The organism is Lysobacter sp. SCRH-1R, from assembly GCF_057747855.1.
This window is the reverse complement of the sequence record NZ_CM173227.1, coordinates 1,729,409-1,750,665: the sequence shown is the minus strand read 5'-3', so window position 1 is coordinate 1,750,665 and position 21,257 is coordinate 1,729,409. Positions and strand designations below refer to the sequence as shown.

General features: G+C 68.0%; 17 protein-coding genes and 1 pseudogene. 10 read left to right on the top strand and 8 right to left on the bottom strand.

The window, feature by feature from the left end:
• Positions 1-72 precede the first annotated feature (72 nt).
• Positions 73-765, bottom strand: coding sequence for a (d)CMP kinase (cmk, locus tag AC3ANK_RS07900; protein ID WP_206858853.1), 693 nt, complete (start codon positions 763-765; stop codon positions 73-75).
• Between the two features lie 157 nt (positions 766-922).
• Between cmk and ykgO the strand changes: the two genes are divergently transcribed.
• From ykgO to AC3ANK_RS07860, 8 genes are all read left to right on the top strand, one after another.
• Complete coding sequence (gene ykgO, locus AC3ANK_RS07895) at positions 923-1,048, top strand: type B 50S ribosomal protein L36 (protein ID WP_010342887.1); 126 nt, start codon at positions 923-925, stop codon at positions 1,046-1,048.
• Between the two features lie 205 nt (positions 1,049-1,253).
• Positions 1,254-1,583, top strand: a complete 330-nt coding sequence (locus AC3ANK_RS07890) for a hypothetical protein (RefSeq protein ID WP_206858854.1) — start codon at positions 1,254-1,256, stop codon at positions 1,581-1,583.
• A gap of 18 nt (positions 1,584-1,601) precedes the next feature.
• Complete coding sequence (locus tag AC3ANK_RS07885; protein ID WP_484172651.1) at positions 1,602-2,639, top strand: agmatine deiminase family protein; 1,038 nt, start codon at positions 1,602-1,604, stop codon at positions 2,637-2,639.
• 112 nt (positions 2,640-2,751) lie between these two features.
• On the top strand, positions 2,752-3,639 hold the full coding sequence (locus AC3ANK_RS07880) for a carbon-nitrogen hydrolase (RefSeq protein ID WP_484172650.1): 888 nt from the start codon (positions 2,752-2,754) through the stop codon (positions 3,637-3,639).
• A 299-nt stretch (positions 3,640-3,938) separates the two neighbouring features.
• Positions 3,939-4,496 (top strand): N-acetyltransferase family protein, encoded by a 558-nt coding sequence (locus AC3ANK_RS07875; RefSeq protein WP_484172649.1) that lies wholly within the window; start codon positions 3,939-3,941, stop codon positions 4,494-4,496.
• A 54-nt stretch (positions 4,497-4,550) separates the two neighbouring features.
• Positions 4,551-5,159 (top strand): TetR/AcrR family transcriptional regulator, encoded by a 609-nt coding sequence (locus tag AC3ANK_RS07870; protein WP_206858865.1) that lies wholly within the window; start codon positions 4,551-4,553, stop codon positions 5,157-5,159.
• Positions 5,160-5,181: 22 nt separating this feature from the next.
• Positions 5,182-6,108, top strand: a complete 927-nt coding sequence (locus tag AC3ANK_RS07865; protein ID WP_484172648.1) for an alpha/beta hydrolase — start codon at positions 5,182-5,184, stop codon at positions 6,106-6,108.
• A 151-nt stretch (positions 6,109-6,259) separates the two neighbouring features.
• Positions 6,260-7,465, top strand: coding sequence for a TraB/GumN family protein (locus tag AC3ANK_RS07860; RefSeq protein ID WP_484172647.1), 1,206 nt, complete (start codon positions 6,260-6,262; stop codon positions 7,463-7,465).
• A 206-nt stretch (positions 7,466-7,671) separates the two neighbouring features.
• Here the strand turns inward: AC3ANK_RS07860 and AC3ANK_RS07855 are convergent, their stop codons facing one another.
• From AC3ANK_RS07855 to AC3ANK_RS07845, 3 genes and pseudogenes are all read right to left on the bottom strand, one after another.
• Positions 7,672-10,782, bottom strand: coding sequence for an efflux RND transporter permease subunit (locus tag AC3ANK_RS07855; protein ID WP_206858869.1), 3,111 nt, complete (start codon positions 10,780-10,782; stop codon positions 7,672-7,674).
• A gap of 12 nt (positions 10,783-10,794) precedes the next feature.
• Positions 10,795-14,235: pseudogene (locus tag AC3ANK_RS07850) on the bottom strand (efflux RND transporter permease subunit); the annotation flags it as partial.
• Positions 14,236-14,283: 48 nt separating this feature from the next.
• A complete protein-coding gene (locus AC3ANK_RS07845) occupies positions 14,284-15,417 on the bottom strand; it encodes an efflux RND transporter periplasmic adaptor subunit (RefSeq protein ID WP_484172646.1) in 1,134 nt (377 codons plus the stop codon).
• A 304-nt stretch (positions 15,418-15,721) separates the two neighbouring features.
• Between AC3ANK_RS07845 and AC3ANK_RS07840 the strand changes: the two genes are divergently transcribed.
• Both AC3ANK_RS07840 and AC3ANK_RS07835 read left to right on the top strand, forming a co-directional pair.
• On the top strand, positions 15,722-16,114 hold the full coding sequence (locus AC3ANK_RS07840) for a c-type cytochrome (protein ID WP_484172858.1): 393 nt from the start codon (positions 15,722-15,724) through the stop codon (positions 16,112-16,114).
• An 11-nt stretch (positions 16,115-16,125) separates the two neighbouring features.
• Positions 16,126-16,581: a c-type cytochrome gene (locus AC3ANK_RS07835; RefSeq protein ID WP_206858871.1), complete on the top strand. Its 456-nt coding sequence runs from the start codon at positions 16,126-16,128 to the stop codon at positions 16,579-16,581.
• 78 nt (positions 16,582-16,659) lie between these two features.
• Here the strand turns inward: AC3ANK_RS07835 and AC3ANK_RS07830 are convergent, their stop codons facing one another.
• The 4 genes from AC3ANK_RS07830 to AC3ANK_RS07815 form a co-directional block, all read right to left on the bottom strand.
• The gene (locus tag AC3ANK_RS07830; RefSeq protein WP_484172645.1) at positions 16,660-17,361 is read right to left on the bottom strand and encodes an HAD family hydrolase; all 702 of its coding nucleotides are present in this window, start codon (positions 17,359-17,361) and stop codon (positions 16,660-16,662) included.
• 68 nt (positions 17,362-17,429) lie between these two features.
• The gene (locus AC3ANK_RS07825) at positions 17,430-18,143 is read right to left on the bottom strand and encodes a YiaD family glycine zipper/OmpA-like lipoprotein (RefSeq protein WP_484172644.1); all 714 of its coding nucleotides are present in this window, start codon (positions 18,141-18,143) and stop codon (positions 17,430-17,432) included.
• Between the two features lie 93 nt (positions 18,144-18,236).
• On the bottom strand, positions 18,237-19,655 hold the full coding sequence (locus AC3ANK_RS07820) for a WS/DGAT/MGAT family O-acyltransferase (protein ID WP_484172643.1): 1,419 nt from the start codon (positions 19,653-19,655) through the stop codon (positions 18,237-18,239).
• A gap of 118 nt (positions 19,656-19,773) precedes the next feature.
• The gene (locus AC3ANK_RS07815) at positions 19,774-21,210 is read right to left on the bottom strand and encodes a cryptochrome/photolyase family protein (protein WP_206858879.1); all 1,437 of its coding nucleotides are present in this window, start codon (positions 21,208-21,210) and stop codon (positions 19,774-19,776) included.
• Positions 21,211-21,257 lie beyond the last annotated feature (47 nt).

The following is a 21,257-nucleotide window of genomic DNA, read 5'->3' as shown; positions in this document are numbered from 1 at the left end:
TGGTTGAACCATCACGGGATTGCGATGGCACTTTGATCTGCTACGGTTGAAACACTTACGTTTGAAGCACGCTCAGCGCGCAGGCAACAAGGCCAGCACGCGTTCGACCACGTCATCGATGCCGAGGCCGGTGGTATCGATGCGGACGGCGTCTTCGGCCGGCCTCAACGGAGCCACCGCGCGGTTGGCGTCGCGCGCGTCGCGGGCGAGGATCTCCCGCAGCAGACCGTCTAAATTAACGGAAACCCCCTTGTCTTTCAACTGCTTATAGCGCCTTTCCGCTCTTTCCTCGGCACTGGCGGTCAGAAACACCTTGTAGGGGGCGTCCGGGAAGATCACCGTGCCCATGTCGCGGCCGTCGGCGACCAGGCCTGGCGCCTGGCGGAAGGCACGCTGGCGGTCCTTCAGGGCGGACCGGACTTCGGGGATCGCGGCGATCGCCGAGGCGGCGGCGCCGGCGGTCTCGGTGCGCAGCTCGTCGGTGGCGTCCATGCCGTTGACCAGGATCCGCAGCTCGCGCGAGACCGGGTCTTCCTCGAATTCGATGCGGGTGTCGAAGGTGCAGCGGACCAGCGCGGCCGGGTCGGCGAGGTCCAGGTCGGCCCAGCCGGCGGCGACGCCGACGGCGCGGTACAGGGCGCCGGAGTCCAGGTAATGCCAGCCCTGGCGGGCGGCGACCAGACGGCTGATGGTGCCCTTGCCGGAGCCGGAAGGGCCGTCGATGGTGAGGACGGGGACGCTGGAGTTCGGGTGTGGGCTGTTCATGGGGGCATTATGCGGGACCCGGTTGCCGCCCCCGCCATTCGGGATGCGTACCCGGGATTAGGCGATGGTCGCCGCAACCACTTGATCGACGGGAGATTTACCCGTTAGAATCGCCGGCTTCGTCCGTTAACCCATTTACCTGTAGCCGAGGTCTGTCATGAAGGTCCTGTCCTCCCTGAAGTCGGCGAAGGCCCGTCACCGCGACTGCAAGGTCGTTCGCCGCCGTGGCAAGGTCTTCGTGATCTGCAAGTCGAACCCGCGTTTCAAGGCGCGTCAGCGCTGATCCATTCCGTCCGGCGTCCTGCGCCGGGCTGAAACGCGAGAAGGCCGCCCTCGGGCGGCCTTCTGCATTGTGGCGTTCCCCGCCTTCGAATTGGCGTTATCGCAGGCGCAAACCTTCAAAACGTGACGGCCGCGCGCTGCCGGGGCATCAGGGGTTGTGCGTACAATCGCGCACTACCACGAGGGGGCTCGAAGGGGAATCCGCCATGAAGCATCGCATTGCCGCCGTTCCGCTGTTCGCTGCGCTCGCCCTGTCCGGTGTCGCCTCGGCCGACACCCTGCTGGTCGAGCGCGTCCAGGAAGAAAACCAGGCCACCCTGCCCGCGCGTGGCCAGACCATGGCGCAGGTGGAAGCCAGCTACGGCGCACCGTCGCAGAAGCTGGAGGCCGAAGGTGGACAGAAGCGCCAGTGGCCGACCATCAACCGCTGGGTCTACCCGTCCTTCACCGTCTACTTCGAGAAGAACAAGGTGATCGACGCCGTAGCCAACAAGGCCAGCGCGGAGGAAGTGGGTCCCAAGCCACCCATCCGCTGAGCCCCTCTCGATGACGTCATGAACCAGAACGCACACGCACGCTTTCCCGCCGAATGGGAACCCCAGTCGGCCGTCCTGATCGCCTGGCCTAACGCGGACACCGACTGGGCCGACCGCCTGGGCGAGGTCGAGGAGACCTACATCGCGCTCGTCGCGGCGATCACCCGCTTCCAGGACGCGATCGTGTGCGTTGCCGACGAGGACGTGGAGGCCTACGCGCGTGCGCGCCTGTCCTCCGCACGCGTGGACATGTCGAAGGTGCGCTTCATCGAGGCGCCCTACGACGACACCTGGCTGCGCGACTCCGGCCCGATCACCCTGCGCGATGGCGATGGATTCCGGCTGCTCGACTTCCGTTTCACCGGCTGGGGCGGGAAGTTCGACGCCAGCCAGGACGACCTGCTGGTGGAACGCCTGACGGACGCGGGAATCTTCTCGAAAAGTGAGCGCCAACCGGTTGATTTTGCCCTGGAAGGCGGCGCCATCGACACCGACGGCGACGGCACGCTGCTGACCACCTGGCAGTGCCTGCGCGAGCGCCACCCGGATGCCTCCCGCGAGGAACTGACGAACAAGCTGGCCGACTGGCTGCAGCAGGACCGCGTGCTGTGGCTCGACCACGGCTACCTGGAAGGCGACGACACCGACGCCCACGTCGACACTCTCGCCCGCTTCGCGCCGAACGAGGCCATCGTCTTCCAGGCCTGCGACGACGAAACCGACTCGCACTATGCCGAACTCAAGGCGATGGGCGACGAGATCGCCGCGCTGCGCACGAAGGACGGCAAGCCGTACCGCCTGTTCCCGCTGCCGTGGGCAAAGCCCATTCTCGACGACGGCCGTCGCCTCGCCGCGAGCTACGCCAACTTCCTGATCGTCAACGGCGCCGTGCTGATGCCGACCTACGGCGACGAGGCCGACGCGAAGGCGCGGGCCGTGCTCGCCGAAGCGTTCCCGGGCCGCGAGATCGTGCCGGTCCCGTGCCGCCCGCTGATCTGGCAGAACGGCAGCCTGCACTGCATCACGATGCAGTTGCCGCAGGGCGTCGTCGCCTGATCCCCACGCAGCGGCACCGACCGCTGCGTTTCGCCCACGTTTTCGTTCGCGTCATGCGCAAGGCCTACAATTACAGGCCTTCGCGCGTTGCGCAGCTTTCGATCCGGAACCGATGAAGAAGACCACCCTCCCCGTCGCGCTGATCCAGGAGCGCAACCACGGCGACGCCGATGCGAACCTGACGGTGATCGAACAGCGCGTGGCCGAGGCCGCCAAGCGCGGCGCGAAGCTCGTGCTGCTGCAGGAGCTGCACAACGGCCCATATTTCTGCCAGCACGAGAACGTCTGCGAGTTCGACCTGGCCGAAACCATTCCCGGCCCGAGCACCGAACGCCTCGCCCCGCTCGCGAAGCAGCACGGCGTGGTGCTGGTGAGCTCGCTGTTCGAGAAGCGCGCGACCGGCCTGTACCACAACACCGCGGTGGTCTTCGAAGCCGACGGCAGCGTCGCCGGCAAGTACCGCAAGATGCACATCCCGGACGATCCGGGCTTCTACGAGAAGTTCTATTTCACGCCGGGCGACATCGGTTTCGAACCGATCAACACCTCGGTCGGTCGCCTCGGCGTGATGGTGTGCTGGGACCAGTGGTATCCCGAAGGCGCGCGCCTGATGGCGCTCGCCGGCGCGGAGCTGCTGCTCTACCCCACCGCGATCGGCTGGGATCCGGACGACGTGCAGGCCGAGAAGGATCGCCAGCGCAACGCGTGGATCCTCAGCCATCGCGGCCATGCCGTCGCCAACGGCCTGCCGGTGCTCAGCTGCAACCGCGTCGGGCACGAGGCTTCGCCGATGGGCGCTTCGGGCATCCAGTTCTGGGGCAGCAGCCACGTGCTCGGCCCGCAGGGCGAGTTCCTGGCCGAAGCCAACACGGACGAGCCGGAAATCCTGATGGCCGAAGTCGACATGGAACGCAGCGAACACGTGCGCCGCATCTGGCCGTTCCTGCGCGATCGCCGGATCGACGCGTATGGCGACCTGCTGAAGCGCTATCGCGATTGATCCTGCGGTGTCGGTCCGCGCGCGGCGAACCGACATCTCCAGCGAACGATGAGTGCAAGCGCCGGGCAGCGGACGGGCAGGGCGCCGCGGGAAGCCGTCATCCAGGCGAAGGCCGGGGCCAGGCCCATAGCGCCGGAGCACTCCGACCGCAGCGCTCCACCTCACCGTCCTTCCAGCGAAAGCTGGAATCCATCTCGTTGTTGCTCTTGGCCGAAGGCCGCGGCCCTTCGGCCAAGACCTTCGCGTCTCGAAAACCCGCATCCGGCGACGCCAACCGCTCCGGCAGTTACGCTTGCCGCATGCCCACGCCCACCGCATCCACCCTCGCCTCAAGCGCCCTGCATCTGCGCAGCGCCACCGCCGCCGACCTCCCCGCCATCACTGCGCTCTACGCGCAGGAAGTTCGCGATCACGTCGCCACCTACGAATACGACGAACCCGACGAAGCGGAGATGGCCCGCCGCTGGCAGGCGATCGTCGCGCAGGGGTATCCGTACCTGGTCGCCGAACGCGACGGCCGCTTCGCCGGCTACGCCTACGCCAGCGCCTACCGCACGCGCGAGGGGTACCGCTGGACGGTCGAGGACACCGTCTACGTGCACCCGGACCACGTCGGCCGCGGCGTCGGCCGCGCGCTGCTGCAGCGGCTGATCGACGACTGCACCGCGCTCGGCCTGCGGCAGATGGTCGCGGTCGTCGGCGACGTCACCAACGTGGCCTCGATCGCGCTGCACGAGAAGCTCGGATTCCGCACAGTCGGCGTGTTCCAGGGGCTCGGTCGCAAGCACGGCCGCTGGCTCGACACGGTCCAGATGCAGCGGAGGCTAGGCCCGGGACACGAAACGGACCCGGTGTGACCCCGGCCGACGAGCGGTAGAAATAAAACGAACGGCCGTGCTATTTTCCGCCCCATGACCGTTCTGACCGCCACCAGCAAGGGCGCCGCGACCCGCGAGGCCATCATCGACCGGGCCTACGGCATCGCCTGTGCTGCCGGCCTGGAAGGCCTGTCGATCGGGCCGCTGGCCCAGGCGGTGGGCATGTCGAAGAGCGGCGTATTCGCGCATTTCGGCTCGCGCGAGGACCTCCAGCTCGCCGTCCTCGACGAGGCCGCCGTGCGGTTCGTCGATCACGTCCTGCGCCCCGCCCTGTCGAAGCCGCGCGGGCTGGCCCGCGTGCGGGCGATCCTCGAAGCCTGGTACGACTGGGTCCGCCAGACCGAAGGCAGCTGCCTGCTGCTGAGCGCCGCCAGCGAATACGACGACCGCCCCGGCCCGCTGCGCGACCGGTTGGTCGAACACGAGCGCCGCTGGCGCCAGGAGGTCGCCCGCGCCGTCACGCTCGCCATCGGCACCGGCGAGCTCGCCGGCGATACCGACCCGGATCAGATGGCGTTCGAACTCGCCAGCCTCGCCCTGATCGTCCACCACGACGCCGGCCTGTTCGGCTTCGAATCCGCCGCCGACCGCGGCCGTCGCGCGCTGGAGCGGCTGTTCCGCTCCTACGCCCCCCACGCCTGACGCACCCACGGAGGGATCGCCCATGTACCCGCTCATCGCCAGAATTAGCACGACCGTTCGTAAGCTCTTCGGCCTGTACGGGCTGCGTGTGTGGTTCGCCGTCGGCAGTCGCGTCGCGCCGAGGCGCACCGTCGCGCGTGCAGCCCGGATCTTCTGCACGCCGCTGTCCTCCTCGCGCAGTCGCGCACTGGCGGCGCCGACGTTCGGCGCGCGCGAGGAATCCATCGACGTCGACGGCCACGCGATCACCGCCTACGTCTGGGGCGATCCGCGGCGCCAGCCGTACGTGCTGTTCGCCCATGGATGGTCGAGTCACGGCACGCGCGTCGGCGCGTGGCTTCCGCGCCTGCGCGACGCAGGCTATGCGCTGGTCGCCTTCGACCAGCCGGCGCACGGCCGCAGCCCCGGCGAGATCGCGACCCTGCCCTGCTTCACCCGGCACCTGCTTGCGGTGGGCGAACACTTCGGGCCGGCGGCCGTGGTGATCGGCCATTCGCTCGGCGGCGCTGCGACGGCGAACGCGCTCGCGCGCGGCCTGAAGGCCGACCGCGCGGTGCTGATCGCGCCCGCCGCCGATCCGGTCGCCGCCGCCGAACGCTTCGCCGACCTGCTGTGGATCGGCGCCAATGTGTGCCGGCGGATGTTCGAGTATTTCGAAAGCCGCATCGGCCTGAGCTTCGACGAACAGCAGGCGCATCGCACCGCGCCGGTGATCGGACGGCCGGCCCTGATCATCCACGATCTGGAGGACCGCGACGTCCCCTGGTCCGAGGGCGAGCGCTACGCGCGCTACTGGCCTGATTCGCGCCTGCTGACCACGCGCGGCCTGGGCCATCGGCGGGTACTCGACGACGAGGCGGTGATCGGCTCGGTCATGCGCTTCCTGCACGGCGAAACCGTCGGCGAGCGCGCGGTGTCCTCCCCCAACCTCCCGTTCGGCGTGGCGTGAGACGGGCGTTCATTGCCCCGTCCCGGATCAGGCCCTAAGCTTCCTGCAACCGATTTCCCACGACGGCGCCTGCGGGCGCCGTCTTGCTGCAGGACCCGCGAATCCATGCCGATCCACACCGCGCCCCACGCTCGCGTCGAAGGGCGCTTCCATGTCTGAGTCGTTGCACGCGCTGCTGGAACGCCAGCCGCACGCCATCGTCGAACGCGACGGCGTGCGCTACACCCTGCTGGGCACCGCGCACGTCTCGCTGGCGAGCGTGGAAGCGGTACGCGACGCGGTCGGCAGCGGTGCGTTCGACGCGGTCGCGGTCGAGCTGGACCCGCAACGCCTGCAGGCGTTGACCGATCCGGATGCGATGGCGCGGATGGACCTGGTGCAGGTGATCCGCAACGGCAAGACCGCGCTGTTCGCGGCGAACCTCGCGCTGGCCGCGTACCAGCGCCGCCTCGCCGAGCAGCTCGGCATCGAGCCCGGCGCCGAACTCAAGCGCGCCGTGCTCGAAGCGCGCCAGCGCGACCTCCCGGTGCACCTGATCGACCGCGACGTCGGCCTGACCTTCCGCCGCGCCAGCGCGGGGCTGGGATTCTGGGGGCGCATCAAGCTCGGTGCCGGCCTGGTCACCGCGCTGTTCGTCGACGAGGAGGTCGGCGAGGCCGACATCGAGAAGCTCAAGCAGGGCGACATGCTCGAATCGAGCTTCAGCGAATTCGCCAGCGACAGCCCCGAACTGTACGAAGCCGTCATCGCCGAACGCGACCGCTACATGGCCGCGCGTCTGCGTGAAACGCATGGCGACGCGCGCGAAGTGCTGGCGGTGGTCGGCGCCGGCCATCTGCAGGGCCTCGCGCGCCATCTGCGCGATGAGACACGCGATCCGGACGCGATCCGCACGGAACTCGAAACGGTCGGCAAGAAGAGCAGGACGCCATGGCTGGGCATCGCGATCGTCGCGTTCATCGTCGCCGCGATCAGCGTCGGCATCTGGCGCGGCGGTTTCGCGATGGGCGCCGACCTGCTGCTGCAGTGGATCGCCTGCACCGCCGGCTTCGCCGCGCTGGGCTGCGCGCTGGCGACGGCGCATCCGCTGAGCATCCTCACCGCCGCGCTCTTCGCCCCGCTCAAGCCGTTCCGCCTCGGCGTACCCACCGGCACGTTCAGTGCGTTGACCGAAGCGCGCATCCGCAAGCCGACGTACGCCGATTTCATGTCCCTGCGCGACGACGTGCAGACGCTGCGCGGCTGGTACCGCAACCGCGTCGCGCGCGTGCTGCTCACGTTCCTGCTGACCAACCTGGGCTCGATGATCGGCGCCTGGACGGGCCTGTTCCGCATCGGCGGGCGGTTGCTGCACTGATCCAAAGCGTTTGTAGCCCGTGTAAGCGAAGCGCACCCGGGTTTCGGACGGCGTGAGGTTGACGTTCCCCGGGTGCAGCCTCTGGCCTTACCCGGGCTGCCAAAGCTCATCTTCTGCGTGTCGCCAGAACTCGTCGGAGAAAAAAGCAAAGGCCGGAGCACGAATGCTCCGGCCTTTTTCATTGCGGCGCCGTCAGGTCGGGAAACTCAATCGACCTTGATCGCCGTGATCGTCGCGCCGGCGACCGGGCCATCGACCTGCTTCCCGCGAGCCCGGCGAATCATGCGCGAGGTGCTGTTGCGCAGGTCGTCGAGCATCGCGTAGATCGTCGGCAGGAACAGCAGGCTCACCACGGTGGAGAACGCCAGGCCGCCGGCGATCGCGCGTGCCATCGGGTAGTACGGCGGGCCGTCGCCGCCGATCTGCGTCTGAGTCAACGAAATCGGCACCATCGCCAGGATCGCCGTGCCCATCGTCATCAGGATCGGGCGCAGGCGTTCCTTGCTGCCTTCCACCAAGGCGTCGGTGCGCGACAGGCCACGGCGGCGCAGGTTGTTGATGTGCTCGATCATCACGATCCCGTTGTTCACCACCACGCCCATCAGCACCAGGATGCCGATGAAGGCCATGATGTTGAACTCCGTGCCGGTGAGCCAGAACAACCAGAACACGCCGAACACCGAGAACAGCACGCCGGTCATGATGGCCGAGGGGAACAGCAGCGATTCGAACACCGCCGCCATCACCACGTAGATCATGATCAGCGCGATCAGCAGGTTGAACATCATCTGCTTGTTCGCTTCGGCTTCGTCCTCGAACGCGCCGGTATCGAAGCTGAAGTTGTAGCCGGCCGGGAACGCGACCGCCTTCAACACTTCCTCCATCGCCTTGCGCGCTTCCGGCACGGTGATCTTGTCGCCGAGGTTGGCCTGGATCGCCACCGTCGTCTGCCGGTTGGCGCGCTGGATCTGCGTCGCCGACGGCTTCACCGCGACGTCGACCATCGCCAGCAGCGGCACGGTGCGGCCGTCCGGCGCACGCACGGTGAAGCTCGCCACGTCCGCCATGCCGAACTGCTCGGCGCCTTCGAAGCGCGCCCACACCGGCACTTCGGTGTCGCCGCGACGGAACTCGCGCAGCGGCGCGCCGCGCAGCGCGAGGCCGACGAAGCTCGCCACTTCCTGCGCGCTGAAGCCGAACGACGCCGCGCGTTCGCGATCCACGCGCACCGACAGCTCGCTGTTCTGGTCGCCAATGTCCACGCGCACGTCGCGCAGTTCCTTGCGCTTGGCCATGATCGGGACGATGTCGTTGGCCAACTCGACCAGCGTTTCGGTCGAGTCGCCCACCAACTGCACCTGCACGTTCTGGCCCGGGCCGCCGCCACCGCCACCCCCGCCCTGGTTGCCGATGCCGATGTTGGCGCGCGCCGACTTCGGCAGGTCCTTGCGCAACTGTTCGACGATGCCCTTGGACTCGCTGATCTTGTCGGTATCGAAGGTGATGCGCGTGCCGCCCCAGCCCTGCTCGCTGTAGTACGAGTAGATCTGGGTGATGTTGTACTTCTTGCGGTTGGTCTCCAGGAACTTCTCGATCCTGAGGATCTCGTCCGACATCTGCTCCTTCGTGTACGCGCCCTTCCACTGGTAGAAGATGTTGGTCTCGGTGCCGTCGTCGCCGCCGAACATGTTCTTCTTGGTCAGCATGAACGGCACGATGCTCACCGCGATGATCATCAGGATGCCCAGCACGGCCTTGCCGCGATGTTCCAGCGTCCAGCGCAGGAACGTCGCATAGCGCTTCTGCATGCGCGGGATCACGCCGCGGTGGGACTTCACGGCCGGCGGCGTCTTCAGCCGGGCGGAGATCATCGGGATCAGGCTCACCGCCACCAGCCACGAAGCGAGCAGCGAGACGGAGATTGTGATCGCGATCTGCGAGAGATAGATCGAAAGGAAATTGCGCTCGCCGAACAGGTTCGGCAGGAACACGATGCAGTGGCACAAGGTGCCGGCCGACAGCGCGATGGCGACGTGCCTGGTACCCAGGATCGACGCCAGCACCGGCTGGTCGGGCATGCGTTCGCGTTCCTGGTAGATGCTTTCCACCACCACGACCGCGTTGTCCACCAGCATGCCGACCGCCAGCAGCAGGCCCATCATCGACAGGATGTTGAGCGTGACGCCGGCGAAGTACATGAAGCCCAGCGTCATCACGAAACAGATCGGGATGGCCAGCGTCACCATCAGCGTCGACGGCCAATGGCGCAGGAAGAAGAACAGCACCGCGATCGACAGGATCAGGCCGATCGCGCCGGCTTCGGCGAGTTCGAGCAGCGACTTGGTGACGTTGTCGCCCTGGTTGTCGATGATGATGATGCGGATGTCGGAGAGCTCCGGCTGCTTGCGGATCGCCTCCACTTCCGCCAGCGCCTTGCTCGACACGTCGACGAGGTTCGCGTTGCGTTCCTTGAAGATGTCCAGGCCGATCGCCGGACGGCCATCGAGGCGGCGCCCGTAATTCATGCGCTGCGGCTTGAGCCGCACCTGCGCGATGTCGCCCAGCCGCACGCCCGAGTTGTTGATCACCAGATCGCGCAGCTGCTGCAGGTCGGTGATCTCGCCCACCGGCTGCACGCGAAGACGGCGACCGCCGTCGTCGATCTGCCCGGCGGAAATCGAGAAGTTCACCGCCTTCAACCGCTCGTTGAGCTCGTTGAGGCTGAGGTTGTGCGCGGTGAGCCGATCGGGATCGATCGCGATCTCCACCTCGTTCGGCGCCGCACCGGTCACGTCCACGCGCGCCACGCCGGGAATACGCTCGATGCGGCGCTTGAACTCGCGCTCGATCATGTCGTACGAGCCGGTCAGGTCGCTCTTGCTGGCCAGGCGCACGCGCAGGACGGGCTCGTCCGTGGTGGAGAACTTGAAGACGTTGTAGCGCTGCAGGTCCTCGGGCAGTTCGTCCCGGATGGCGTCGATGCGCTCGCGCGCCTCCGACGCCGCGATGGCGACATCGCGGTTCCAGTCGGAGAACTGCATGAAGATCTCGGCGCCGTCGGCACGCGCGTTCGCATCCATGCGCTTGATGCCGGTCATCGTCGACAGCGCTTCCTCCACCGGACGCAGCAGCGTGCGCTCCACCTCCTCGGGGGTGGAGCCGGTGTAGGGAACCTGCACGAAGATGAAGGGCGGCGAGACTTCGGGAAAGGCCTCCAGCGGCAGGCGGATCGCCGCGATCAGGCCGATCACGAACAGCGACACGAAGAACATGATCGCCGTGACCGGCCGCTTGATGCTGAGCTCCGCAATGGTCATCTGGCGCGCTCCTCAGACCGGCTCGGCATGGCCGCCGGCGCCTTCGCCCGTCGCCACCGGCGCGTGCGTGCGCTTGGCGCGATTGACGTAGTACTCGTCGGCGCGGCGATCCAGCAGGTCGTACACCACCGGGATCACCACCAGCGTCAGCAGCGTGGAGACCAGCAGGCCGCCGATCACCGTGATCGCCATCGGCGAGCGCACCTCGGCGCCCTCGCCCATCGCCAGCGCGAGCGGGAGGAAGCCGAACAGCGTGCACATCGTGGTCATGATGATCGGGCGCAGTCGCGAACGCGCGCCTTCGACCAGGGCCTCGCGCTTGGCGACGCCCGCCTCGCGCAGCTGGTTGACCTTGTCGACCAGGATGATCGCGTTCTTCACCACCAGGCCGACCAGCAGGATCAACCCGATGAACACCACCACCGACACCGGCGAATTGGTGAGCAGCAGCGCGAGCACGGCACCGACCAGCGCCAGGGGAATGGTGAACAGGATGACGAACGGATGCAGCAGCGATTCGAACTGCGAGGCCATCACCAGGTACACCAGGAACACCGCCAGGCCGAAGGCGAACAGCAGCGAGGTCACCGATTCGGCAAGCTCCTCGCCCTGGCCGCCGATGTGCATGCTCACGCCGGCGCCGAGCGGTTCCTTCGACACCATCTCCTCGACCTCGCGCACGGCCGTGCCCAGGTCGATGTCGCGCAGGTTCGCCGAGACGATCGCCACGCGCACCTGGTCGGCGCGGTGGATTTCGCTCGGGCCCGTGGTGGCGACGACGTCGGCGACCGAGTCCAGCGTCACCGGACGGCTGCTGTTCGGGTTGACGATCAGGCGGCGGATGCTGTCGACGGACGCGCGGTCGGTTTCGCGTGCGCGCACCAGCACGTCGATCTTGCGATCGCGGAAGCTGTAGCGCGTGGCGACGTCGCCGCGCACCTTCTTCACCACGACGTCGGCGATCTGGCGAGTGGTCAGGCCGAGCGCACCGGCGCGATCCTGGTCGAAGCGGATCTGGATTTCAGGGAAACCCTCTTCCACCGTCGACTTCACGTCGGCGTAGTGCGGATTGGCGCGCAGCAGCTTGGCCATGCGCTGGCCGGCCTGCTGGATGCCTTCCAGGTCCTGCCCGCGCAGTTCGATTTCGAGCGGCGTGGAGAAGCTGAAGAGCTCCGGACGGGCGAAGTCGACCTGCGCGCCCGGATGCGCCTGCATCGTCCCGCGCAGGCGCTCCGTCTCGCGCGCTTCCACCGCCTTGCTGCCGCCGTTCTCCATCACCACGGTGAGCTTGCCGATGTTCTCGCCGCTCTCGGTGGGATTGGCGTCCAGGCGCGTACCGCTGCCGCTCACGCCGTATAGCGCGCGGATGCCGTCGTCGTCGGCATGCTTGCGCTGCAGCTCGCGCACCAGCGCGTCGGTGTCGCGCAGCGGCGTGCCGGGCGGGAGCTTCACCGTCATCTCGAAGCGGTCCTGCGCCAGCTGCGGGATCAGGTCCGCGCCCAGCAGCGGCACCGCCAGCAGCGTCAGCGCGAACGCCACCGCCGCCGAGCCGAGCACCAGCACCGGACGGTTCAACGCGTTCGGCAGCAGCTTGAGGTAGCTGCGTTCGGCGCGGCCGTACGGCGACATCGCGATGTCGCTGGCCTTGCGCATGATCGGACCGACCACCGCCACCAGCACGCGCCACAGGCGCACGATCGTCCAGGCGATGCTGAAGAAGAACGTCCGCAGCACCCAGTTGAGCCCGCGCTGGAACCACGACAGCGGCTTGCCCAGTTTCGTTTTCGGCTCCCAGCGGGGATGCGGCGCTTCCTCCGGGAAGGCCATGGGCGGGCGGCCCTTGAGCGCGCTCAGCATCGGGATCAGCGTCATCGACACGATCAGCGAGATGCCGATGGCGAGCGCCACGGTCAGCGCCTGGTCGCGGAACAGCTGGCCCGCGATGCCCTGCACGAACACCAGCGGCAGGAACACCGCGATCGTCGTCAGCGTGGACGCGACCACGGCCATGCTCACCTCGCGCGTGCCGGCGATGGCGGCTTCGAGTATTCCGAGCCCGCGTTCCCGCGCCTTCGCGATGCTTTCCAGCACCACGATGGAGTCGTCCACCACCAGGCCGGTCGCCAGCGCCAGGCCGCCGAGCGACATGACGTTGAGGCTCAGGCCCATCTGGCCCATGAAGAAGAACGTCGCGATGATCGACACCGGCAGCGACAGCGCGATGACGAACGTGCTCCAGCCATCGCGCAGGAACAGGAAGATGATCAGCACGGCGAGCGCGCCGCCGATGACCGCGTCCATCTTGACGTCGGAAATCGCGTGGCGGATGAACTGCGACTGATCGTCGATGGTGGTCAGTTCGACGTCCGGCGGGACCTGCTCCTTGAGTTCGTCCAAGCGCTTCTGGATCGCGTCGGCGGTGGCGACCGTGTTCGCGTCGCCTTCCTTGTAGATCGCCAGTTCGACCGCTTCCCGGCCCGCCAGGCGGATGATCGCCTCGCGTTCCTTGAAGCCCTGACGCACCTCGGCGATGTCCTTCAACCGCACCGGCATGCCGCCCGCGACCGACGCACCGCCGGCGGAGTTGGCGCTCTGCACCGACGCCGCCGCGGCCATCGCCTCGGCCGAACCGGTCTGCGCGGCGATCGCCGCCATCTGCGCTGCCGCCGACGCCGCCGCGCTGTCGCCGCCGCTCTGCGTGGTGACCAGCATCTCGCGCATTTCCGGCACGCTGGCGAACTGGTTCACCGTGCGCACGAGGTAACGCTGCGAGCCTTCCTCCAGACGGCCGCCGGAGATGTTGATGTTTTCCTGCTGCAGGCGCTGGATGACGGTGTCGATCGGCAGGTTCAGCTGCGCGATCTTCTGCTGGTCGATGTCGACCTGGATCTCGTCTTCCAGGCCGCCGCCGACCTTCACCGCGGCGACGCCTTCGACCGGTTCGAGCTTCTTTTTCAGATCGTCGTCGGCGTAGCGGCGCAGCGCGGTGAGCTGGCGCATCGCCTCGGTGTCGCTGGACGCTTCGGTCTTGGGCGACAGTGCGATGCGCAGGATCGGCTCGGTCGACGGATTGAAGCGCAGCAGCACCGGCGCCTTGGCTTCCAGCGGAAGCTGCAGCACTTCCATCTTGTCGCGGACTTCCAGGCTGGCCTGGTCCATGTCCGTGCCCCAGGCGAACTCGAGCACGACGTCGCTCTGGCCCGTTCGCGACACAGATTTCAGCTTGCGCAGCCCCTTCACCACGCCGACGGCTTCTTCCACCGGCTCGCTGATCAGGGTTTCGATTTCCGACGGCGCCGCGCCGGTGTATTCGGTGCGGACCGTCAGCGTGGGATAGCTCAGATCGGGCAGCAGGTTGACCTTGAGGTCGCCCAGCGCGATCAGGCCGAACAGGACGAAGGTGAGCGTCACCATGAACACCGTCACCCGACGGCGCGTGGAGAATTCCACCAGGTTGAAACCGGGCGTGTGCGCGGGTTGCGTCACGTGGATTCTCCGGGATTACTTCTTGGTTTCGGACTTGGCGACCGAAGCGACTTCCTTCTTCGCCTGCGGCTGGCCCAGGATCTGCACGGCGGTGCCGTCGCGCAGCGCGGTCTTGCCGGCGACGACGACCTGCTCGCCTTCCTTCACGCCGTCGCGCACTTCGGCCCACGAACCGTCCATGTAGCCCAGCTTGACCGGCACGCGCTTGGTCTTGTCGCCACTGACCACGAACACCGCCGGATCGCCATCGTCGTCCAGCAGCGCGACGCGCGGGACGACGAGCGCGTCGGCGCGCTGGTCGTAGTCGATGCGGATGCGGCCGAACATGCCCGGCTGCAGGATGCCGTCGCCCTTGAACGCGCACACCACGCGGAAGGTGCCGCTGCCCGAATCCACCACCGGCGAAACGCGGTCCACCATACCCTGGAAGGTCTTGCCCGGCAGCGCATCGACCACCAGCGCGACCGGCAGGCCGGCCTTGAGCGTCACCAGCTCGCGCTCGGGCACGTTGAGCGTGGCCTCCAGGCGCGAGGTGTCGACGATGCGGAAGATCGGCGTGTTGATCTGCACGAAGTTGCCGGTCTTGATCGAGCGCGAGGCGATCACGCCGGAGATCGGCGCTTCGACGTTCGCGTACGACAGTTCGAGGTTCGCCAGGCGGTTGGCGGCGCGGGCGTTCTCCAGGTCGTAGCGCAGCTGGTCGTTGTCGTTGGCACTGAGCAGCTTCTGCTCGGCCATCTGCTTGGCGCGGCTGTAGTTGGCTTCCAGCTTGCGCATGGCGGCGCCGGTCTGCGCGGCCTGCAGCTCGGCGCGAGCGGAGTCCAGGCGCACCAGGGTCTGCCCGGCGCGGACCGGCTGGCCTTCCTCGACCATCACGTTCAGCGCCACGCCCGAGGTCTTGGCGACCACCTGCGATTCGGCCACCGGCTCCAGCGGCGCGGTGCCGGTATAGCTGGCGGCGACGGCGCGGCGGGAGGCCTTGGCGACCTCGACCGGCACGGCTTCGGGACCCTTCTTGTCTTCCCCGGCCTTGGCCTGCGCCTCGCCTTCGCCCCCGCCCTTGCAGGCGCTCAGCAACAACATGCACGGCAGCAGGACGACAGCGGCGCGGGCAAAACCACGGCTGCGATTTCGGGCGAAGTGACGCATGAATTGGACCCCAAGGTGGCTGAGACCGGCGCTTGTACCGGTGTTGTATATAGGTATATCACCGCCCCAGTCACCCTCCATCCGCCGAAGGTCATGGTGACTGGAGCCACGTCGTCGACCGCCCCTGCCGCAGGCGAAGACGGTACGCAAGAACCATCGATGCAAAACGGAGCGGCTTCGTTGCAATCCGAACCATGGCTATACTTGCCGACTTGTGCGCGGTCGCCTTGATAAATGGGGAGGCGCCACGCAGCCAGCACTAAGAACCTTTCGCTAGCCACACGAGATTGCGGACTACGACATGATGCGACCGCTGATGATCGCCGCCTGCTTCCTCCTGACCGCCACCGCGTTCGGTGCGTCGGCCCAGGATGCGCAGGCTCCCGCCGCCCCGGCCGCCACTGCCGCGCCGACCGCTCCGGCCCCGGCCGCTCCGGTCGCACTGAAGGGCGACGCCGCCCGGGGCAAGCAGCTCACCTACACCTGCCAGGGCTGCCACGGCGTCACCGGCTACAAGAACGCGTATCCGAACTACCACGTGCCGCGCATCGGCGGGCAGTCGGAGGTCTACCTGACCAACGCGTTGACCGAATACAAGAAGGGCACGCGCAAGCACCCGACGATGCAGGCCCAGGCGCAGAGCTTCTCGGACCAGGACATCGCCGATATCGCCGCCTTCCTTTCGACCGTGAAGTGAGCAGCAGACCCATGACGAACCCGGCCTTGACCAACAAGTTCCTCGCCATCGCCCTGCTCGCCTCCATCGCGCTGGTCGGCTGTTCCGGCGGCGACACGCCGGCCGAGCATTCGGCGGCCGACCGCAGCGAAGGCCACACCTCGTCCTCCGCGGGCCTGCCGGCCGGCCACATCGCCGCGGGCGAGAAGCTGGCGCAGACCAAGGGCAAGGCCACCGGCCAGTCGTGCGTCGACTGCCACGGCGCCGAAGGCAACGCGCCGATCGACGAGACCTACCCGAAGCTCGCCGGCCAGTACTACGACTACATCGCGCACTCGCTGCAGGCCTACCGCGACGGCGACCGCGAACATCCGCTGATGTCGAGCCAGGCGAAGGAACTGACCGACCAGCAGATCGCCGACCTCGCCGCCTACTTCGGTTCGCGCAAGGGTTCGCTGCAGGACCTGCACGGCATGCACCACGACTGATCGCGCCTGTCGCGACGGTAACGAACAGGCCCGCGCACGCGGGCCTTTTCGTTTGCGCCGGACAGCCCGGTTCCGGGGCTACACGGAAGCGTCGGCGGGCTCGCTTCGGAACGCGTCGCCGGATTCGATGCGCGCGAGCGTCCGCAACAGCACCGGTGACAGGAAGTCGTCGATGACCTCGTCCGCGCCCGCGTCGCACAACGCGTTGTCCGACAAGGCGCCGCGCAGACCGAAGGTGCGGATGCCGGCGGCGCGCGCGGACCGGATGCCGGACAGCGAATCCTCGAACGCAAGCGCGCAGCGTGCGGTGCCGCCGAGACGTTCGAGACCCGTGAGATACGGCAACGGATCGGGCTTGCCCCGCGCGAGTTCCTCGCCGATCACCAGCGCGTCGATCCGGTCGAGGACGCCGATGCCACCGAGCATCAGCTCCGCATTCGCGCGCGGCGCATTCGTCACCACGCCGACGCGCACGTCGTGGCGGCGCGCCCAGTCGAGCAGTTCGATCGCGCCGCGCGTGGGTTCCAGCGTCGTCACCGCCGAACGGAACAGCGCCTCCTTGCGATCGGCCAGGCGTGCGTGCGCCTCGATCGGTTGGCCGGGGAACAGCTCGCGCATGATCGCCTCGTTCGATGCGCCCATGATCCGCGAGCGGTACGTCTCCATCGTGAGCGTGCGATCGAAATCCGCGAGCAGCGTCTGGAACGCGGCGAAGTGGAGCTCGTCGGTGTTGACGAGCGTGCCGTCCAGGTCGAAGAGCAGTACGAAATCGTGTGGCATGAAGGTCCTGCTGCCAAATGGAACGGGCCGCAGACGCGGCCCGTTCTTCGTGCGATGCGATGCGGCGATCAGGACTCGATCGGCACCAGCGTGATCTCCACGCGGCGGTTCTGCGCGCGGCCGGCTTCGGTGTCATTGCTGGCGATCGGGCGGGATTCGCCGGCGCCGACGACGATGAAGCGTTCGCGGTTCAGGCCACGGCCCTGCAGGTAGCTGGAGACCGCATTGGCGCGCTGCTCGGACAGCTTCTGGTTGTACGCATCGCTGCCGACGCTGTCGGTGTGGCCGGCCACTTCGATCACCGTCTGGTTGTACTCCTGCAGCGTGCGGGCAACGTTGTCGAGCACCGGGTAGAACTCGGGCTTCAGGTTCGACTTGTCGAAGTCGAAGGTGATGCCGCTGGGCATGTTGAGCGTGATGTTGTTGCCCTGGCGCACGACATCGACGCCGGTGCCGGCGGTCTGCTGGCGCAGCGCGGCTTCCTGGCGATCCTGGTAGTTGCCGATGGCCGCACCGGCGAGGCCGCCGACGCCAGCGCCCACCAGCGCGCGCTGGCGGCGCTCGGTCGCGCCGTCGCCGCTGAGCAGGCCCGCCGCAACGCCGGCCAGCGCGCCGATGATCGCGCCCTTGCTGGTCTTGCTCATGCCCTGCTGCTGGCCCTGCTGCGGCGGTTGCTGCTGCGGATAGGGCTGGCCGTAGTAACCGCCGCCGCTGGTGGCGCAACCGGCGAGCAGCGCGGTGGTGACGACGGCCACACACGCGGCCTTGACGAAATTCTTCATGAGCGGGGTCCTTGCGTGGAAGACGGAATGGAACTGAACGCGCACAAGCTAACCGCGTTCACGTCTGGCGCAAGTGATCGCGACGTTCCGTGTTCAGTCGGCGGCAGGAATCAGCGCAGCCGCCGCATCCCCATCGAGGCGCGCGTCCCAGTTTCCCATCAACGCCAGGTACAGCAGCTTGTCGAACTCCGCGCCGAAGCGGCGGATCACCGCATCGGGATCGGGAATGAGCCGGCCATCGGCGATCAGCCCGAAGTGCACGCGCCCGTTGTAGCTGAGGATGGAGATGCCGATGCCGATCGAACCGGTCTGCGGCACCCAGAACATCATTTCGCGCAGCATGCAGCCGGCGAGGTACAGCGGCTGCTGCGGACCGGGCACGTTGGTGGCGACCGCCGTGGCCTTGCGGCTGAACAGTTCCAGCGCCAGCCCCTGCACCGGCGACGGCGCCATGCCGAGCGCCGCGAGCAGTCCGTACGCGACGATCGCCTGCCGCGAGCGCTTGAGGTCCTCCATGCAGCGCGCGACGCGTTCGACGCGCCGGATCGGATTGCCCTCGCCCACCGGCAGCTCGAGGAACACCAGGCCGAAGTGGTTGCCGAGCTTGCGTGCGTGTTCCAGCGGACGCAGGTTCACCGGCACCGTCGCACGCAACGTCAGACCGTCGACGTGATCGCCGCGTTCGATCATGTAGCTGCGCAGCGCGCCGGCGGCGGTGGCCATCAGCACGTCGTTGACGGTGCAGTCGCAGGCGCGGCCGACGGCTTTGACTTCTTCCAGGTCGAGCGGTTCGGCCCAGGCGACGCGCTTGCTCACGCCCAGCCGGCCGCGCAGCAGCGACGGGGGATCGTCCGGCAACGCGAGCGCGTGCAGCAGCTCGCGCGCGATCTCGCCGCCCTCCTTCGCCAGCACCGCGGCGAGCGTGGGATCGCGGTACATCTCCAGTCCTTTCTCCACGACCTTGCTGCCCAGCTGCACGTAGCGATCGACCGCGCCCACGCGACGCGCGACGCCCGCGTGCTGCTGCTTGAGCCACGTGCGCGGCAGTTCGCTGCCGTCGGCCGCGTCGGGTTCGGTATCGGTGAGCGAGAGCAGCACCTGCACCAGCGCGATGCCGTCGGCGTAGCTGTGATGGATGCGCGCCACCAGCGCCGAACCGCCGCCGTCGAAACGTTCGACCAGATGGAACTGCCACAGCGGGCGATCGTGGTTGAGCGGCGAGGACGCGAGCTGGCTGACGAAGCGCTCCAGCGCGCGCTTGTCGCCGCGACCGGGCAGCGCGGCGTGCTGCACGTGCCAGTCGAGGTTGAAGTTCAGGTCGTTTTCCCAGTGCGCGCCGGCCGGCGTGACCACGGCCTTCTGGCGGAACCGTCCGTACGAGAGGAAGCGCTGCTTCACCACGCGCTTGAGGCGCTCCAACGACATCGGTTCGGCGAACATCAGCACGCCGGTGATCATCATCGGGTTGGTCGGCCGCTCCATGCGCAGCCAGGCGGTGTCGACCCGCGACATCGGTTCCCGGCGACCACGCCGGCGTGCCCCAGTCCGCGTCCGCGCCATGACCCTCGGCTCCCGTGCGTGTGCCGGCCGAGTGAATCACGCCCTCGCGAGCAGCGTCAACGCGGCTCCATCAGCCGCGCAGCTTGCGGTACGCGGCCAGCGCCGAATCGCGGCCCGCGCCCATCTCCACCAGCGGCTGCGGCGGGTAATCCGGCGCGCCCCGGCGCAGCGCCGGCGGGTCCTGCCAGGGCGCGAAGCGCAGCGGCACCGGCAGGCCGGCCAGCTCCGGCACCCAGCGTGCGATGTAGCTGCCGTCCGGATCGAACTTCGCGGCCTGCAGCACCGGGTTGAACACACGGAAGTACGGCGCCGCGTCCGCGCCGGTGCCGGCGACCCACTGCCAGCCGAGCGTGTTGTTCGCCAGGTCCGCATCCACCAGCGTGTCCCAGAACCAGCGCGCGCCGTGCCGCCAGTGGTAACGCAGGTGCTTGGTCAGGAAACTCGCGACGATCATCCGCACGCGGTTGTGCATCCAGCCGGTGTGCCACAGCTCGCGCATGCCCGCATCGACGATCGGCACGCCGGTGCGGCCCTGCTGCCAGTCGGCCATGCGCGCGGGCGACACGTTCGACCACGCGAAATCGTTGAAACGCGCGTCGAAGTCGCGGTCCGGCGTTTCGGGGAAGTGGTGCAGCAGGTGGTGGGCGAACTCGCGCCAGCCGAGCTCGCGCAGGAAGCCGTCGATATCGCCGCCGTTGCCTGCCGTGCGCTCGCGTTCGAGCATCGACGCCACGCGCCACGGAGCGATCTCGCCGAAATGCAGGTGCGGCGAAAGACGCGACGTGCCGATGCGGTCCGGGCGGTCGCGCTGTTCGCGATATCCACGCAGCGCGCCTTCCACGAAGGCTTCCAGCGCCGCGTGCGCCCCCGTTTCGCCGGGCGTCCATTCGTTCCAGAAGGCGCGGTCCCAGCCATGTCGCGGCGCGAGTCCCAGCGCGTCGAGCGGCACGCCGGCCGGGCCTTCGACGCTGCTGCGTATATGCCCGGGCGCATCGATGCACAGGCCGAGCTGCCACTGCGCCAGCAGTGTCTTCCAATACGGCGTGAACACCTTGAACGGCAGCCCCTGCCGGTTCCGCACCGTCCACGGCTCGAACAGCAGCGCCGCGTTGAAGCTCTCCACGCGCATGCCCTGCTGGCGCAGCGTGGTCTTGATGTTCGCGTCGCGGCGCTCGTGCGCGGGTTCGTAGCGGCGGTTCCAGAACACCGCCTCGGCACCGGTGGTCGCGATCAGCGATTGCAGCGTCGTCAGGCTCGGGCCGAAGAAATGGCGCAGGTGCGAGCCGCGCCGTCGCAGCGCCGCATCGAGTGCGGCCAGCGAACGGTGGCGCCAGGCATTGGACGCCGCACCCGGCGCCCAGTCGCCGGCTTCGTCCGGCGCGTGGATGTAGACCGGGATCGGCACGTAGCCGTTGTCGAGCGCCGCCTGCAGCGCCGGGTTGTCGTCCAGGCGCAGGTCGTTGCGGAACCACACCAGCGCCAGCGCGTTGGATTCGCCTGCGGACATCGGGCCCCCGGCCTCGGACGGACTCGTCGCCGCCAGTATGCCCAAGC

Bases quoted from the DNA above. Each gene is read 5' to 3' on its own strand.
- cmk (WP_206858853.1), bottom strand. From the start codon at position 765: ATGAACAGCCCACACCCGAACTCCAGCGTCCCCGTCCTCACCATCGAC.
- ykgO (WP_010342887.1), top strand. From the start codon at position 923: ATGAAGGTCCTGTCCTCCCTGAAGTCGGCGAAGGCCCGTCACCGCGAC.
- AC3ANK_RS07890 (WP_206858854.1), top strand. From the start codon at position 1,254: ATGAAGCATCGCATTGCCGCCGTTCCGCTGTTCGCTGCGCTCGCCCTG.
- AC3ANK_RS07885 (WP_484172651.1), top strand. From the start codon at position 1,602: ATGAACCAGAACGCACACGCACGCTTTCCCGCCGAATGGGAACCCCAG.
- AC3ANK_RS07880 (WP_484172650.1), top strand. From the start codon at position 2,752: ATGAAGAAGACCACCCTCCCCGTCGCGCTGATCCAGGAGCGCAACCAC.
- AC3ANK_RS07875 (WP_484172649.1), top strand. From the start codon at position 3,939: ATGCCCACGCCCACCGCATCCACCCTCGCCTCAAGCGCCCTGCATCTG.
- AC3ANK_RS07870 (WP_206858865.1), top strand. From the start codon at position 4,551: ATGACCGTTCTGACCGCCACCAGCAAGGGCGCCGCGACCCGCGAGGCC.
- AC3ANK_RS07865 (WP_484172648.1), top strand. From the start codon at position 5,182: ATGTACCCGCTCATCGCCAGAATTAGCACGACCGTTCGTAAGCTCTTC.
- AC3ANK_RS07860 (WP_484172647.1), top strand. From the start codon at position 6,260: ATGTCTGAGTCGTTGCACGCGCTGCTGGAACGCCAGCCGCACGCCATC.
- AC3ANK_RS07855 (WP_206858869.1), bottom strand. From the start codon at position 10,782: ATGACCATTGCGGAGCTCAGCATCAAGCGGCCGGTCACGGCGATCATG.
- AC3ANK_RS07845 (WP_484172646.1), bottom strand. From the start codon at position 15,417: ATGCGTCACTTCGCCCGAAATCGCAGCCGTGGTTTTGCCCGCGCCGCT.
- AC3ANK_RS07840 (WP_484172858.1), top strand. From the start codon at position 15,722: ATGCGACCGCTGATGATCGCCGCCTGCTTCCTCCTGACCGCCACCGCG.
- AC3ANK_RS07835 (WP_206858871.1), top strand. From the start codon at position 16,126: ATGACGAACCCGGCCTTGACCAACAAGTTCCTCGCCATCGCCCTGCTC.
- AC3ANK_RS07830 (WP_484172645.1), bottom strand. From the start codon at position 17,361: ATGCCACACGATTTCGTACTGCTCTTCGACCTGGACGGCACGCTCGTC.
- AC3ANK_RS07825 (WP_484172644.1), bottom strand. From the start codon at position 18,143: ATGAAGAATTTCGTCAAGGCCGCGTGTGTGGCCGTCGTCACCACCGCG.
- AC3ANK_RS07820 (WP_484172643.1), bottom strand. From the start codon at position 19,655: ATGTCGCGGGTCGACACCGCCTGGCTGCGCATGGAGCGGCCGACCAAC.
- AC3ANK_RS07815 (WP_206858879.1), bottom strand. From the start codon at position 21,210: ATGTCCGCAGGCGAATCCAACGCGCTGGCGCTGGTGTGGTTCCGCAAC.